Consider the following 13,959-nt stretch of genomic DNA (forward strand, 5'->3'; position numbering starts at 1 on the left):
TGGCTAATAACGGCCAGCCTCTGATGGGCCGACTCGTTTCTTTTCAAGATTGAATCCCTTGCTCGATATTCCCACGGATGCGCGCTCACAACCCCAAGATATCAGGCAATATCACCACTAAATCACGCAACGATTTTTCAATCCAGTTTGATGTTTGCTTCTGCAACAACTTTGGCCCAGCGGCTGCGCTCCTGATTGAAAAACACATCCTGCTGTGCCGGTGTCATGGTCACTACCTCGGCACCCTGCCCCGCCAACTTGGCGCGGATGTCCGGGCTGCGGATGATCTTGATGAGCTCTGTGTTGAGGCGATTGATGACGGCTGACGGCGTACCATTGGCCACCAGCAAGCCCTGCCAGGTGCCCGACTCGAAGTTGGCAAGCCCCTGCTCCGCCAGCGTCGGCACATTGCCAATCAGCGGCATGCGCGTGCTCTTGGAGACACCCAGGATCTTCAGCTTCCCGCTTTGCACATGCGGCAAGGTGGCCAGCATGCCGTTCATCAACACCTGGGTCTGGCCGGCGATCGTATCGCTGACGGCCTGCGAACCGCCCTTGTAGGGGATGTACTGCCACTTCGCCTTGCTCGCCCGCTCGACCGCGACACCGGCCAGGTGCGGCGCGCTGCCCATGGCCGTTACCGCAAAGTTCAGGTCGGTCTTGTGCGAGAGCGCTACGAGCTCCTTGAGATTGCTGGCGGGCACCGAGGGATGAACCACCAGCAGGTGCGGCGAGTAGGCCAGCATCGTGACGCCACGCAAGTCCTTGGTCGGGTCGAAACCCAGCTTGGGATAGACCGAAGGGCTGATGGCCAGAGCGCCGGTGTCGCACAGCAGCAGCGTGTAGCCGTCGGGTGCCGACTTGGCCACGATGTCGGCGCCCAGGTTACCGTTGGCGCCGGCCTTGTTGTCCACGATGACCGATTGCTTGAGCGCCTCGGACAGAGGCTGCGCAATGGCGCGCGCGATGATGTCTGAAGAACCGCCGGGTGGGTACGGCACCACCAGGCGTATGGGTTTGGACGGCCATGAAGCCTGCGCGCTCGCAGCGCCAGTCCCCAAAGCCAGTGAAGCAGCAATAAGCTCTCGTCGATTGATCGGCATGTTCGTCTCCGGATGTATGAAAAAGCGGTGTCCTCCACCAGCTGCGCTGTGAGCCTCTGTGGGCTCTTCATGCGGATGAGTTACGCGACTTCGTGGTTGCCCAGAAGTTCAAGCGCGCGCACCAGAGCGGAATGGTCCAGGTCCTGCATGCCGTTGGCCGCGCAGGCCTGCATCAGCTGGGCGGCGCCCGCCGTTTGCGGTAAAGCCAGACCCAGCGTACGTGCACCGCTGAGCGCGAGGTTCAAATCTTTCTGGTGCAAGCCGATACGGAAGCCCGGCGCAAAGGTGCGCTTGATCATGCGTTCGCCATGAACTTCCAGAATGCGCGATGAGGCAAAACCGCCCATCAGCGCCTGGCGCACTTTGGCTGGATCGGCGCCAGCCTTGCTGGCAAACAGCAGGGCTTCGCCCACGGCCGCAATGTTCAGCGCCACGATGATCTGGTTCGCCACCTTGCAGGTCTGGCCGTCGCCGTTGCCGCCCACCAGGGTGATGTTCTTGCCCATCAGTTCGAACAAGGGCTTGACGAGGTCAAACGCCGCCTGCGGGCCGCCCACCATGATGGTCAGGCTCGCAGCCTTGGCGCCGACTTCACCGCCCGACACCGGGGCGTCGAGGTAGTCGCAACCCAGGGCGTTTATTTTCTTGGCGAACTCTTTGGTGTCCATCGGCGAGATCGAGCTCATGTCGACCACTGTCTTGCCCTTGGTCAGCACCGAGGCCACTCCGCCCTCGCCAAACAGCACGTTCTCTACGTCGGGCGTGTCGGGCAACATCAGGAAAATGATGTCCGCCTGCTTTACTACGTCGGCGATGGAGTCGCAGGCCTTACCCTTGCCGGTCAAGAGCGCCGCAGGCACTTTGCTCCGCGTGTTCATGAAAACCTCGTGTCCTGCTGCAATCAGGTGCGCAGCCATCGGCGCGCCCATGATGCCCAGGCCGATAAAACCAAGCTTGCTCATAAAAATGTTCCTTGTTCGTAAAAAATAGCGGTGGCCCCGGCCGCGCGGTCCGGGATGACAGAAAAATCAGGCGAGGTATTTGTCGCGCAGGGCCTGCGTGGCGCCACGGAACACGCCGAGATCGCTGCCGACGCCGACAAAAGTTGCGCCCATCTCCATGTAGCGGCGTGCGTCGGCTTCCACCGGCGCCAGGATGCCGACCGGCTTGCCGTGCGCCTTGGCGGCGGCAAAAATTTTCACCATGGCGGCCTGCACCTCCGGGTGCCCGGCATTGCCGAGGTGGCCCAGTCCGGCGGCCAGGTCGGACGGGCCGACAAACATGCAGTCGACACCCGGGGTGGCGGCGATCTCGTCAGCAGCCGCCGTGCCAGCGATGCTTTCGATCTGCACCATCACGCAGATGTGGTCGTTGATGGACTTGAGGTAGTCCGGCACCGTGCCGTACTTGTTGCTGCGCTGGGATACCGAGACACCTCGAATGCCCTGGGGCGGATAACGCGTGGCGGCGACAGCGCTGGCGGCCTGCTCGGCGGTTTCGACAAAGGGAATCAGGAAGTTGTAGAAGCCGGCATCGAGCAGGCGCTTGAGCTCTACTGAGTTGTTTGAGGTCGGGCGCACCACCGGCGCGCTGCGGCTGTCTTTCAGGGCCATCAGTTGCGGGATGTAGGTGGCCATGTCGTTGGGCGAATGTTCACCATCAAGCAGGATCCAGTCGAAGCCGGCCACGCCCAGCACCTCGGTGGTGATGGCATTGGACAGCGAGGACCAGCAGCCGATCAGTTTTTTGCCGGCCAGCAGGTCGCGCTTGAAGCTGTTGGGAAAACTTTGATAAGGGGTTGCTTGTGTCATGAGTTAACTCTCTTTTTATCGATGGTCTCTGTTGATCAGGTAGGCAGTGAATCTTTGAATCTATACGTCAATGCATCAGTGCATCAGGTAATGGGCGCCGGGTTGAATAACACCAGGGCGTTGTGCAGCTTCCAGTGTTCGGCCCAGGTTTTCTTGCGTCCGCTGGCAACGTCCAGCATGAACTGGAACAACTCCCAGCCCACGTCTTCAATGGTGGCGTCTCCGTCGGCAATGCGGCCGGCGTTGATGTCCATCAGGTCGTGCCAGCGCCGGGCCAGGTCGCTTCGCGTGGCCACCTTGATGACCGGCACTTCGGCCAGGCCGTAGGGCGTGCCGCGGCCGGTGGTAAACACATGGATGTTGATACCCGCGGCCAGCTGCAGCGTGCCGCAGATGAAGTCGCTGGCGGGGGTGGCGGCGTAGATCAGGCCTTTTTGCTTCACTTTTTCGCCGGGGGCCAATACACCGCTGATTGGCGCGGAGCCTGACTTGACGATGGAGCCCATGGCCTTTTCCACGATATTGGAGAGGCCGCCTTTTTTGTTGCCCGGCGTAGTGTTGGCGCTGCGGTCGACCTGCCCTTTTTTGAGGTACGCGTCATACCAGGCCATCTCGCGGATCATCGCAGCGGCCACTTCAGGGCTGCTGGCCCGCGACGTCAGCTGGTCAATACCGTCGCGCACTTCAGTGGTCTCGGAAAACATCACTGTGGCCCCGGCACGCACCAGCAGGTCTGTCGCGAAGCCCACCGCAGGGTTAGCTGTCACGCCAGAGAATGCATCGCTGCCACCGCACTGCACGCCCACCACCAGCTCGCTGGCGGGCACCGTTTCGCGGCGTCGCGCATTCAGGCGTTCGAGATGTTGCAGTGCCATGTCCATGACCGAATCAATCATGGACATGAAACCGACATGGTTCTCGGACTGCAGGCATACCACATCCAGCGCGGCTTCCGCATTCGTGCCCACATCGGCCACGTTGCGTTCGTCCACGATCTGGATGGTGCCCGGCGGCAGCAAACGTTCAGGCTGCAGCTTCTCGCAGCCCAGGCTGACCACCATGACTTCACCGCCGAAGTTGGGGTTCAGGCTGATGTTGCGCAGCGTGCGGATCGGGATGATGGCGTCCGGCGCGTCGATGGCCACGCCGCAGCCGTAGGTGTGCTCCAGCCCCACCACATCATCGACATTGGGAAAGCGGGGCAACAACTCTGCCTTGATGCGCTTGACGGCGAAGTCCACCACGCCGGCCACGCACTGCACCGTGGTGGTGATGGCCAGGATGTTGCGGCTGCCGACCGATCCGTCCGGGTTGCGGTAGCCCTCAAAGGTGTAACCCTCCAGCGCGGGCTGGGGGGCCGGCCGCACGGTGGCGATGGGGAGCGCGTCCAGCGTGCGCGCGTCGGGCATCTCCAGCAGGCGTTCGTGCACCCAGCTGCCGGCGGGAATATCTTTCAATGCGTAGCCGATGGGCACGTTGTAACGCAGCACTGCCGCGCCCTTGGACAAGTCGACCAGCGCCACCTTGTGGCCCTGCGGAACGCGTTCGATCAGCGTCAACCCATCGGCAAACACTGCGCCCGCTGGCAGGCCGCCGTCGTTGGCAACAATGGCGACGTTGTCCGCACCGTGCATGCGGATAAAAAGAGGGTTGACGTTGGTGGGTTCCATCAGAAGTCGACGATTTCCACCCAGTTCGGGTTCTTGCCCGCAGGCTGGCTCACCCCGGCGGCAGGCACACCCGTGGCCGCATCGATCGGATGCAGCGACACGGCATGGGAGTCCTGGCCGGTAGAAATAAGGAACTTGCCGCTCGAGTCCACCGCAAAGCCGCGGGGCGTTTTCTCAGTGGGCGTTGTGCCGGCTGTTTGCAGCAGGCCGGTGGCAGGGTCTATTTTGAATGTGGTCAACGTGCTGGAAGTACGCTCCGATCCATATAGATACCGTCCGTCGGCGGACAGCTGGAGGTCTGCCGCCCATGGCTTGCCCGTAAAACCAGCCGGCATGACAGTGCTTCGCTGCAGATGGCGCATGGCGCCCTTGCCAGCGTCGTATGCAAACACATCCACACCGCCGTCCAGTTCGTTAAGCAGGTAGACATGCGTCTGGGCCTTGTTCCACAGGAAGTGCCGCGGGCCGGTTTTGGCCGGCGACACATTCACCAGCGCCGGATCGTTGGCGCTCAGCTGGCCGGTCTTGGGGTCGAAGCGCCAGCTCGACAGGTTGTCGCCGCCCAGGCTGGTGGCAAATACATAACGGCCCGCGGGGTCCTGGTGAATGGCGTGGGCGTTGGGCGAAGTCGGAACGATCTGCTGGACGGGCCCGACAAGGCCGTCGGCACCCACGCTGTTCACCGTGATCTTGTTGCCGCCATAGGAGGCGGCAAAGAGCCAGCGGCCAGAGGCGTCCAGGTCGATGTTGGCCATGCTGTCGGCCAATGATGCCTCGCCGAGTTTCTTCAGCCCGCCATTGGCGCCGTCGATGGCAAAGGTGACAACGCGAAACGGCTGCGAGCGCAGGGCCACGTACAGGAATTTTTTGTCCTTGCTGACCACCATGGGCATGGCGGTGCCGCCCACAGGAACCCTCGCCACCGGCCTGAGGGCGCTTGCGGCGCGGTCCAGCTGAAACACCGATATCTCCTGGCTGTCGGCGTTGGCGACGTACACCCAAGTGGCCGCGCTGCTGCCGCCGACGGCAGCCATGGCCGCGACGAAAACAGCGGGAATCAGGGTCTGGCGAACTGAAATTCCTGTGGTCATGAATGTCTCCGTTTTTATGCTGAACTTTTTACTTGCCGATGTTCATGTAAAGGCTGGGCAGCCACGTAGAGAACGCGGGTATGAAGGTCACCAGCGCGAGTGCGAAGATCAGCGCGCCGTAGAACGGCCAGATCGTTCGCATCACGGTGCCCACGGAAACTCCGCCAATCGCACACCCCACAAACTGCGTGGTGCCCACCGGCGGTGTGTTCAGACCCAGGGCGCAGTTGATCAGCAGCACAATGCCGAACTGCACCGAAGTCATGCCGTATTGCTGGGCGATCGGCAGGAAGATGGGCGTGCACAGCAAGATGGTGGCGGCCATGTCCAGAAAGGTGCCCAGCACAAACAGGATGATGTTGATCAGCAGGAACACCACCCACGGCGTCGTGGTAATTTGCGACAGCATCTCGCCGGTCAGTTGAGCAACGCCGTAAAGGCTGATGAGGTAGCCGAATGTGGCCGAAATGCCGATGAGCAGCAGGATCACGCCGGTCGTTTTGACGGCTTTGGTCGCTGCCTTGATGAAATGCTCCCACTTCAGTGTGCGGTACACAAAAATCGTCAGCGCCAGCGCATACAGCACAGCAACCGCCGCAGATTCCGTCGCGGTGAAAACCCCCGACAAAATGCCGCCCAGGATGAGCACCACGATGAAGAGACCTGGAAGCGCCGCCGCCAGTGAGCGGGCCACGATGGACCAGCCTGGGAAAGTGCCCGCGGGATAGCCGCGCTTGACGGCCACCAGATAGGCTGCCGCCAAATTACAGATCGTCAGGATCGCGGCCGGGACAAGCGCAGCCAGGATCAGTGCGGCAATCGATACCTTGCCGCCGGCGGCCAGTGAGTAAATGATCAGGTTGTGGCTGGTCGGCATGAGCGCCCCCACCAAAGCCGCATGAGTCGTCACGTTGACCGCATAGTCGGCGTGGTAACCCTCTTTTTTCATCATCGGAATCATCACCGCACCCATGGCGGACACGTCCGCAACAGGTGAGCCGGACACGCCGCCAAACAAGGTGCAGGCCACCACGTTCGACATGCCCAGGCCGCCGCGCACGTGGCCGACCAGATTGCGTGCCAGGTTGACGATGCGGTCGGCAATGCCGCCGTAGAGCATCAACTCGCCGGCAAAGATAAAAAATGGAATCGCGAGGAACGAGAAAATACTCATCCCCGAGGTCATCTGCTGGAAGCCCACCGCCAGCGGCAAGCCTTCATAGAGCAGCGTTGAAAGCGCCGCCAGGCCGATGGCAAAAGCCACCGGAACACCCAGCAACAGAAACAGCGTGAAGGAAAGGGAAAGGATTAGGAGAGCAACGGTCATGATTTTCAGCCCCAGGCAGGTTCGACTTCGCGGCCTTGGGCGAGCGCGATGATGTGTTCAATGCAGAACATCACAATAAGGACACCGGCAATGGACGCCGGCACATACCTCCAGCCCTCGGAAATCCAGAGGGTGGGCAAACGGTAGCTCCAGACCGAGATCGCCAGGTAGGCGCAGTTCCACGCCATCGCCGCGCCAAACAGCATGACCAGCACGTGGATCAGGTATTCCATCTTCAGGCGCAGCCAGTCCGGCGCCAGGATGAGCAAGGACTCCAGCCCGATGTGCCCGGCGTCACGGACACCGACAGCCACGCCGAACATGGTGACATACAGCACCAGAAGCAGGGCCAGGCTTTCCGCCCACGTGGGCGTGTTGTTCATCACGTAGCGGCCGAACACCTGCCAGCTCACCGCGCATATGAGCGCGATCAGCCCAAAAATGCCCAGCCACATGCAGGCCCGGGCCAGCTTGCGGCAAATAGTTGTATACATAAGGTTGTCCCGGATCGTGAACCCGGCATTTAAATGGTTAGGTTGCGGCGAAAGGCAGCGCGGCAAAAAACTGTCGAAGAAATCGCGAATGATCGGAAAATAAGCAGCCCCCGGGAAGGCGCCTTGCGACATCCCCCGGTGGCTTCATTCAAAACTTACTTGGTGTCCTGAACGCGCTTGACCAATTCCTTGAGCTTGGCGTCCACGATGAACTTGTCATACACCGGCTTCATGGCAGCCTGGAAGGAAGCTTTGTCCACTTCGATGAACTCGGCGCCGCCGGCTTTGGCGATGGCCTTGGACTTGGCTTCGCGCTCGTCCCACAGCTTGCGCATGTACGGCACCGACTCTTTGGCTGCCTGGCGAAGGGCCTTCTGGTCATCCGGCGTCAGGCCGTCCCAGATGCGCTTGGAGAACAGCAGCATTTCAGGCGCCAGCGAGTGCTCGGTGATCGAGTAGTACTTGGCCACTTCAAAGTGACGCGAGCTCTCGTACGAGGGGTAGTTGTTTTCAGCGCCATCAACCAGGCCGGTCTTCAGGGCAGTGTAGACCTCGCCGTAAGGCATGGGCGTCGCATTGGCGCCCATCGCTTCCAGCAAAGCAACCCACAGGTCGGACTGCTGGACACGAATCTTCATGCCCTTGGCGTCGGCCAGTGTGCGGACAGGCTTTTTGGCCGTGTAGAGCGAGCGGGCGCCGCTGTCGTAGTAGGCCAGGCCCACAAAACCCATGGGCGCACAGGAGGCCAGGATTTCCTCGCCGATGGGGCCGTCAAGCACCTTGCGCATATGGTCCACAGAGCGGAACAGGAAAGGCATGGTCGGCACTTGCGTTTCAGGGCAGATGTTGTTCATCGGCGCGACGTTGATGCGAACCATCGGCAGCGCGCCGATCTTGGTCTGCTCGATGGTGTCTTTTTCATTGCCCAGCGAGCCGTTGTTGTAGACCTTGATGCTGTGCTTGCCGTTGGTCAACACCTTCAGGCGCTCACCCATGAACTTGACAGCCTCGACGGTGGGGTAACCGTCGGGGTGGATGTCCGACGAGCGGAACTCGGTAGCGAAGCTTGCCAGCGGCATCAGCGCCAGTGCAGCAGCAACTGCAAACAATGTTTTTTTAATCTTCATGTCTCATCCTCTAGGGTTGGTGGTGGAAAACAGGTAACAGGAACTTTTAATACAGGCACGCGGGCTCAGGCAGCCCGCGCACGCCAGGGCGCAGCGCGAACACACCGCCGGCCAGCGGCTGGTCAGATAAGTCGATGCCTTCGGGGCGTATCGACGTCACGAACAGGGTGTCGAGCCCGGCGCCGCCAAAGGCGCACATGGCAGGTTTTTTGACCGGCACGGCCAGCGAACGGTCCAGCTTGCCGGTGGGCGTGAAGCGATGAATCAGGCCGGCGTCGTTGCCGCAGATCCAGTAGCAGCCGTCGGCGTCGACTGCCGCGCCATCAGGGCGGCCGGGTAGCGGGTTCATGTCGACAAAGACGCGCCGGTTGGATGGCGTGCCGGTCTCGGTGTCGTAGTCAAAGGCCCAGATGGTCTGTACCGACGGATGCGAGTCCGACAGGTACATGGTACGGCCGTCGGGGCTGAAGGCCATGCCGTTCGGCGTGATGAAGCCGTCCAGCAGCATTTTGAGTTCGCTATTCTTTTGATAGCTATAAATGCAGCCTACCCGTGCGCCAGCGGCCATATTCATCAACATGGTACCGGCAAGAAAGCGCCCCTGACGGTCGCAGCGACCGTCGTTGAAGCGCATGCCGGACATGGCATGGGTCACGGTGGCAAGCGGGTTGAACCCAAGCAGGCCATCTGCGCGTGGGCTCAGGCGGAACACGCCGCTTTCAGTGCCGGCGATCCAGTCTTGCGTTGCACCTATCGAGGCAACGCAGGCCAGCATTTCAGGGGCGGCCCATTCAGTCAGCGCGCCTTCGGCCACGCTCCAGCGGCACAACCTGTGCGCCGGAATATCAACCCAATAGAGCGCCTGCTCGGCAGCCTGCCAGACAGGGCTTTCCCCCGTGCCATTGCGCGCATCCAGAACCAGCTCGACGTGAGGCTCGCCCATGTTTATCCTGACCACTCAGTCGCCGAAAGGACCGGCTACTACGAAGCCGCCGCCCTGGTACTGGGCGATCGGGTCTTTCAGGTCAGGCGCGGGGGTTCGGGCGTAGACGGCCTCGCGAAAGATGTCCGAGCTGTCTTTCGGCACATAACCGATGTGGCGTGCGCGGCTGTTGTCCCACCAGGTGACGGCGTTGTCGGACATGCCAAACACAATACTGTGGCCCAGCACCGGCGTGGTCAGGCAGGCGGTGATCAAGCGGTGCAGGTCGTCAAAGCTCAACCAGGTGGCCAGCATGCGGCGGTCTTTGGGCTCGGCAAATGAAGAGCCGATGCGCACGCAAGCGGTTTCAATGCCGTAGCGGTCAAAGTACAGGCGCGCGAGATCTTCACCGAAGGCTTTGCTCAGGCCGTACAAACCGTCGGGCCGCGGCGGATGGTCGGCATTGATGGTCTGGTCCTGGCGGTAAAAGCCGGTGACGTGATTGGAGCTGGCAAAGACGATGCGCTTGACGCCGTTCTTGCGCGCGGCCTCATACAAGTTATAGGCGCCAAGGATGTTGGCTTGCAGGATGGGGCCAAAGGGCCCTTCTACCGAGACACCGCCCAGGTGGACAATCGCGTCCACGCCCTGAACCATGGTGTGCACGGCGGCCGAGTCGGCCAGGTCGGCCAAAATCACCTCTTCGTTGGCCCCGGCAGCACCGAAAGGCTGCACGTCGGACAGCCGGAGTAGCGAGCAATTGGCCTTCAGACGCTCGCGCAAGGCCTTGCCCAAGCCACCGGCCGCGCCGGTCAACAAGAGCTTTTCGTGAACTTTGATCGTCATTTTTTACATCTGTGCCCGGTGTGATTGCAAACACTGGACTTTTTTATGAAGTTTGTTAAAGTCAACCCAAGAACATCGCAGTCATAGGTTGTCTGATGACTTGGAATTCTCCAGTTCGCCCCCTAGCTTGTCAATGGTTTTTTAATGGACTCAAGGAAAACCCCTAGTCGCTCCGAGGCAGGCCTTACGGTTGGCTTTCACGAAGAGCCGTTGCGCATGCGCCGCCCCCGCGGACTGGTGAGTGAGATCGTCGAAAATCTGGCCACCAGCATCCGTTCAGGTCACCTGCAGCCGGGCGAAAAACTGCCCACTGAAGCCGAAATCATGGCCCGTTTTGACGTGAGCCGGACCGTGGTACGTGAGTCACTGTCCAAGCTCCAGGCCTCAGGGCTGGTCGAAACCCGGCACGGCATCGGCACCTTTGTCCTGCAACCGCAGGACGCCGGCAACTTCAAGATCACCGCCGAGGACTTTGCCACCGTGGCCGATGTGATCTCGGTGCTGGAGCTGCGCATCAGCCTGGAAACCGAAGCCGCCGGCCTTGCCGCCCAGAGGAGAACGCCAGAAAACCTCAAGGCCCTGGAAAATGCACTGCGCGCCTTTCACGACTCCATCAGCCTGGACTCCGACGCCGTGCCACCGGACTTCCAGTTCCATATGGAAGTGGCCCGCGCCACGGGCAACCGGCACTTCGCCGACCTGATGACCTACCTGGGCACCATGATCATTCCGCGCACTCGCGTCAACACGGCGCACAGCGCACCCGAAGGCCGCTTCAACTACCTGCAGCGGGTCAACAGCGAGCACGAGAGCATCTACAACGCCATTCGCAACCAGGATGCGGAAGCCGCACGCGCCGCCATGCGGACGCACCTGTCCAATAGCCGTGAACGGCTTCGCCGGGGCAATAACGCGCACACCATGCAGCCACCCGAAGAGCCTTCCGAACCTCAAGCACCCCGCACTCTGGGTACAAATCTGGTTGCATAAATAATCGACGAGTTGTACGATAACTGATAAATTGTTTTATCAACCATCCTACAAGCAAGTCCGGTATGCCCGCTTCAAACGCTCCCGCAACAGCCCCTCACGCCCTTTCCCAAACTCCCCGAATCACTCGCGTGCAGGTGATTCCCGTGGCCGGCCAGGACAGCATGCTGTTAAACCTCAGCGGTGCCCACGGCCCATTTTTTACCCGGAACCTGCTGATCCTGACCGATAGTTCAGGCCGCACCGGCGTAGGTGAAGTACCGGGCGGCGAGAAGATCCGCAACACCCTGGAAGACGCCCGTGAACTGATCGAAGGGCAATCGGTAGGCGCGTGGAACCAGATTCTCAACACCCTGCGCACACGTTTTGCCGACCGCGACAGCGGCGGCCGCGGCAACCAGACCTTCGACCTTCGTGTGGCGATTCATGCCGTCACTGCCGTGGAAAGCGCCCTGCTCGACCTGCTCGGGCAATTCCTGGGCGTGCCAGTGGCGGCGTTGCTTGGCGAAGGCCAGCAGCGGGATTCGGTGGCCATGCTGGGCTACCTCTTTTATGTGGCCGATCGCAAGCAGACGGACCTGGCCTATGGCAGTGCGCCGGATGCAGAGGACGACTGGCTGCGCCTGCGCCACGAGGCCGCCATGGACGCCGATGGCATCGTGGCACTGGCCGAAGCGGCTTACAAGCGGTACGGCTTCAAGGATTTCAAGCTCAAAGGCGGCGTGCTGCGGGGCGAGGAAGAGATGGAAGCCATCATCGCCCTCTCCGAACGTTTTCCCGATGCGCGCATCACACTGGACCCGAACGGCGGGTGGCTGCTCAAGGATGCCATCCGCATCTGCCAGGGCCGCGGCGATGTGCTGGCCTATGCAGAAGACCCCTGCGGCGCCGAAGGCGTGTTCTCCGGCCGCGAAGTGATGGCGGAGTTTCGCCGGGCCACCGGCCTGCCGACCGCCACCAACATGATCGCCACCGACTGGCGTGAGCTGTCGCACACCATTCACCTGCAGTCAGTCGATATCCCGCTGGCCGACCCGCATTTCTGGACCATGCAAGGCTCGGTACGCGTCGCGCAGATCTGCCAGACATGGGGGCTGACCTGGGGCTCGCACTCCAACAACCACTTCGACATTTCCCTGGCCATGTTCACCCACGTGGCTGCGGCCGCGCCGGGCAAAGTCACCGCGATTGACACGCACTGGATCTGGCAGGACGGCCAGCGCCTGACCAAGGCACCCTTGCAAATTGTGGACGGCCAGGTTGCAGTGCCGAAAACACCGGGCCTCGGCGTAGAGCTGGACATGGCTGAAGTGGAAAAAGCGCACCAGCTTTATCTCAAGCACGGCCTCGGTGCGCGCGACGATGCCGTGGCCATGCAATACCTGATCCCCGACTGGAAATTCAACAACAAGATGCCCTGCATGGTTCGATAAATCCAGCAGGTCGCCGGAATTTAGAGGATTCCGGAAACCTGCCATGCCCATTTGCATAGGGCATCCACCAAGCGCCGGGGGCGGTATACCGCGGCGCCCTTTCCCCACCAACGATACCCACTGAGCCACTAAAACAATCAGGAGACAAGACATGAAACGCAGAACCCTTTGCAGCATTGCGGGTGCGACGCTGCTGGCACTGGCCGGCACGCTGGGCGCAGGCGCCGCCGCAGCCCAGACCAAACTCAAATGGGCTCACGTCTACGAGACCTCGGAGACCTTTCACAAGCAAGCGGTCTGGGCCGCCGACGAAATCAGGAAGAAGACCAACGGCCGCTATGTGGTGGAGGTCTTCCCGGCCTCATCCCTGGGCAAGGAAACCGACATCAACCAGGGTCTGACACTGGGCACCGTCGACATCATCTACACCGGCGCGGCCTTTGCCGGGCGTGCACACCCGCCGCTGTCGATCGCCGCCGCGCCTTTTGTGTTTCGCGATTACGCGCACTTCCAGGCATTCCGTAACGGCCCGATCTTTCAGGAGCTGGCTCAGGGTTATGCCAGCAAAACCGGCGGCCAGCACATTGCAGGCTACACCTACTACGGCCTGCGCCACATGACCTCCAACAAGGTCATCAACAAACCAGACGACATGAAGGGCCTCAAGCTGCGCGTACCCGACGCACCACTTTTTGTGATGTTCCCAAGGGCCGTGGGCGCGAACCCGACGCCCATCGCCTTTGCCGAGGTCTACCTGGCGCTGCAAAACGGCACGGTCGATGCACAGGAAAACCCGCTGCCCACTATCGAGGCCAAAAGGTTTTACGAAGTCCAGAAATACATCACCCTGACCGGCCACATCACCGAATCGCTGCTCACGGCCGTGTCGAGCTCGGTCTGGTCCAAACTCAGTGAGGCCGACAAGAAGGTCTTCGACCAGGTGCTCTGGGAGGCGTCGAGCCGCGCCAGCCAGGACATCGTCGATGCCGAAAACCGCCTGGTCGCCGAGTTCGAGAAGAAAGGCAAAACCGTCAACAAGGTAGACCGCGCGCCTTTTGCCGCAGCGGTCTTGCCTTCGCTGACCGCAGCCGATGCCCCCTGGCCCAAGAGCCTGTATGAGCGCATTCAGGCCATCAAGTAAGTAG

At 61.2% G+C, this 13,959-nt stretch carries 13 protein-coding genes; 3 read left to right on the forward strand and 10 right to left on the reverse strand.

Annotation, left to right across the window (positions count from 1 at the left end):
* Positions 1 to 137 precede the first annotated feature (137 nt).
* From AC1D1J_RS17980 to AC1D1J_RS18025, 10 genes are all read right to left on the reverse strand, one after another.
* The gene (locus AC1D1J_RS17980) at positions 138 to 1,103 is read right to left on the reverse strand and encodes a Bug family tripartite tricarboxylate transporter substrate binding protein (protein WP_477686839.1); all 966 of its coding nucleotides are present in this window, start codon (positions 1,101 to 1,103) and stop codon (positions 138 to 140) included.
* A gap of 80 nt (positions 1,104 to 1,183) precedes the next feature.
* Positions 1,184 to 2,065: a 2-hydroxy-3-oxopropionate reductase gene (glxR, locus tag AC1D1J_RS17985; protein ID WP_477686838.1), complete on the reverse strand. Its 882-nt coding sequence runs from the start codon at positions 2,063 to 2,065 to the stop codon at positions 1,184 to 1,186.
* 66 nt (positions 2,066 to 2,131) lie between these two features.
* The gene (gene garL, locus AC1D1J_RS17990; protein WP_477686837.1) at positions 2,132 to 2,914 is read right to left on the reverse strand and encodes a 2-dehydro-3-deoxyglucarate aldolase; all 783 of its coding nucleotides are present in this window, start codon (positions 2,912 to 2,914) and stop codon (positions 2,132 to 2,134) included.
* A gap of 83 nt (positions 2,915 to 2,997) precedes the next feature.
* Positions 2,998 to 4,584 carry a galactarate dehydratase gene (gene garD / locus AC1D1J_RS17995; protein WP_477686836.1) on the reverse strand — a complete coding sequence of 529 codons (1,587 nt, stop codon included), beginning with the start codon at positions 4,582 to 4,584 and terminating at the stop codon, positions 2,998 to 3,000.
* Positions 4,584 to 5,675, reverse strand: a complete 1,092-nt coding sequence (locus AC1D1J_RS18000; RefSeq protein ID WP_477686835.1) for a lactonase family protein — start codon at positions 5,673 to 5,675, stop codon at positions 4,584 to 4,586. Before AC1D1J_RS18000 ends, garD begins: the two co-directional genes overlap by 1 nt.
* Before the next feature lie 28 nt (positions 5,676 to 5,703).
* Positions 5,704 to 7,002: a TRAP transporter large permease gene (locus AC1D1J_RS18005; protein WP_477686834.1), complete on the reverse strand. Its 1,299-nt coding sequence runs from the start codon at positions 7,000 to 7,002 to the stop codon at positions 5,704 to 5,706.
* A gap of 5 nt (positions 7,003 to 7,007) precedes the next feature.
* Complete coding sequence (locus AC1D1J_RS18010) at positions 7,008 to 7,496, reverse strand: TRAP transporter small permease (RefSeq protein ID WP_477686833.1); 489 nt, start codon at positions 7,494 to 7,496, stop codon at positions 7,008 to 7,010.
* A gap of 155 nt (positions 7,497 to 7,651) precedes the next feature.
* Positions 7,652 to 8,623 carry a TRAP transporter substrate-binding protein gene (locus tag AC1D1J_RS18015; RefSeq protein ID WP_477686832.1) on the reverse strand — a complete coding sequence of 324 codons (972 nt, stop codon included), beginning with the start codon at positions 8,621 to 8,623 and terminating at the stop codon, positions 7,652 to 7,654.
* A 46-nt stretch (positions 8,624 to 8,669) separates the two neighbouring features.
* Positions 8,670 to 9,566, reverse strand: coding sequence for an SMP-30/gluconolactonase/LRE family protein (locus AC1D1J_RS18020; protein ID WP_477695456.1), 897 nt, complete (start codon positions 9,564 to 9,566; stop codon positions 8,670 to 8,672).
* A gap of 15 nt (positions 9,567 to 9,581) precedes the next feature.
* Entirely contained in the window at positions 9,582 to 10,391 is an 810-nt protein-coding gene (locus AC1D1J_RS18025; RefSeq protein WP_477686830.1) for an NAD-dependent epimerase/dehydratase family protein, read from the reverse strand.
* Between the two features lie 216 nt (positions 10,392 to 10,607).
* Here AC1D1J_RS18025 and AC1D1J_RS18030 point away from each other — a divergent pair, with 216 nt between their 5' ends.
* From AC1D1J_RS18030 to AC1D1J_RS18040, 3 genes are all read left to right on the forward strand, one after another.
* Positions 10,608 to 11,381: a FadR/GntR family transcriptional regulator gene (locus tag AC1D1J_RS18030; RefSeq protein WP_477671062.1), complete on the forward strand. Its 774-nt coding sequence runs from the start codon at positions 10,608 to 10,610 to the stop codon at positions 11,379 to 11,381.
* 65 nt (positions 11,382 to 11,446) lie between these two features.
* Positions 11,447 to 12,814 carry a glucarate dehydratase gene (gudD, locus tag AC1D1J_RS18035; protein ID WP_477695457.1) on the forward strand — a complete coding sequence of 456 codons (1,368 nt, stop codon included), beginning with the start codon at positions 11,447 to 11,449 and terminating at the stop codon, positions 12,812 to 12,814.
* 151 nt (positions 12,815 to 12,965) lie between these two features.
* On the forward strand, positions 12,966 to 13,955 hold the full coding sequence (locus AC1D1J_RS18040; RefSeq protein WP_477686828.1) for a sialic acid TRAP transporter substrate-binding protein SiaP: 990 nt from the start codon (positions 12,966 to 12,968) through the stop codon (positions 13,953 to 13,955).
* The last annotated feature ends 4 nt before the right edge of the window (positions 13,956 to 13,959 follow it).

The organism is Polaromonas sp. P1_F8 (assembly GCF_056405635.1).

Excerpts from the sequence above, each read along its gene's own strand:
- AC1D1J_RS17980 (WP_477686839.1), bottom strand. The coding sequence starts at position 1,103 with ATGCCGATCAATCGACGAGAGCTTATTGCTGCTTCACTGGCTTTGGGG.
- glxR (WP_477686838.1), bottom strand. The coding sequence starts at position 2,065 with ATGAGCAAGCTTGGTTTTATCGGCCTGGGCATCATGGGCGCGCCGATG.
- garL (WP_477686837.1), bottom strand. The coding sequence starts at position 2,914 with ATGACACAAGCAACCCCTTATCAAAGTTTTCCCAACAGCTTCAAGCGC.
- garD (WP_477686836.1), bottom strand. The coding sequence starts at position 4,584 with ATGGAACCCACCAACGTCAACCCTCTTTTTATCCGCATGCACGGTGCG.
- AC1D1J_RS18000 (WP_477686835.1), bottom strand. The coding sequence starts at position 5,675 with ATGACCACAGGAATTTCAGTTCGCCAGACCCTGATTCCCGCTGTTTTC.
- AC1D1J_RS18005 (WP_477686834.1), bottom strand. The coding sequence starts at position 7,002 with ATGACCGTTGCTCTCCTAATCCTTTCCCTTTCCTTCACGCTGTTTCTG.
- AC1D1J_RS18010 (WP_477686833.1), bottom strand. The coding sequence starts at position 7,496 with ATGTATACAACTATTTGCCGCAAGCTGGCCCGGGCCTGCATGTGGCTG.
- AC1D1J_RS18015 (WP_477686832.1), bottom strand. The coding sequence starts at position 8,623 with ATGAAGATTAAAAAAACATTGTTTGCAGTTGCTGCTGCACTGGCGCTG.
- AC1D1J_RS18020 (WP_477695456.1), bottom strand. The coding sequence starts at position 9,566 with ATGGGCGAGCCTCACGTCGAGCTGGTTCTGGATGCGCGCAATGGCACG.
- AC1D1J_RS18025 (WP_477686830.1), bottom strand. The coding sequence starts at position 10,391 with ATGACGATCAAAGTTCACGAAAAGCTCTTGTTGACCGGCGCGGCCGGT.
- AC1D1J_RS18030 (WP_477671062.1), top strand. The coding sequence starts at position 10,608 with ATGCGCCGCCCCCGCGGACTGGTGAGTGAGATCGTCGAAAATCTGGCC.
- gudD (WP_477695457.1), top strand. The coding sequence starts at position 11,447 with ATGCCCGCTTCAAACGCTCCCGCAACAGCCCCTCACGCCCTTTCCCAA.
- AC1D1J_RS18040 (WP_477686828.1), top strand. The coding sequence starts at position 12,966 with ATGAAACGCAGAACCCTTTGCAGCATTGCGGGTGCGACGCTGCTGGCA.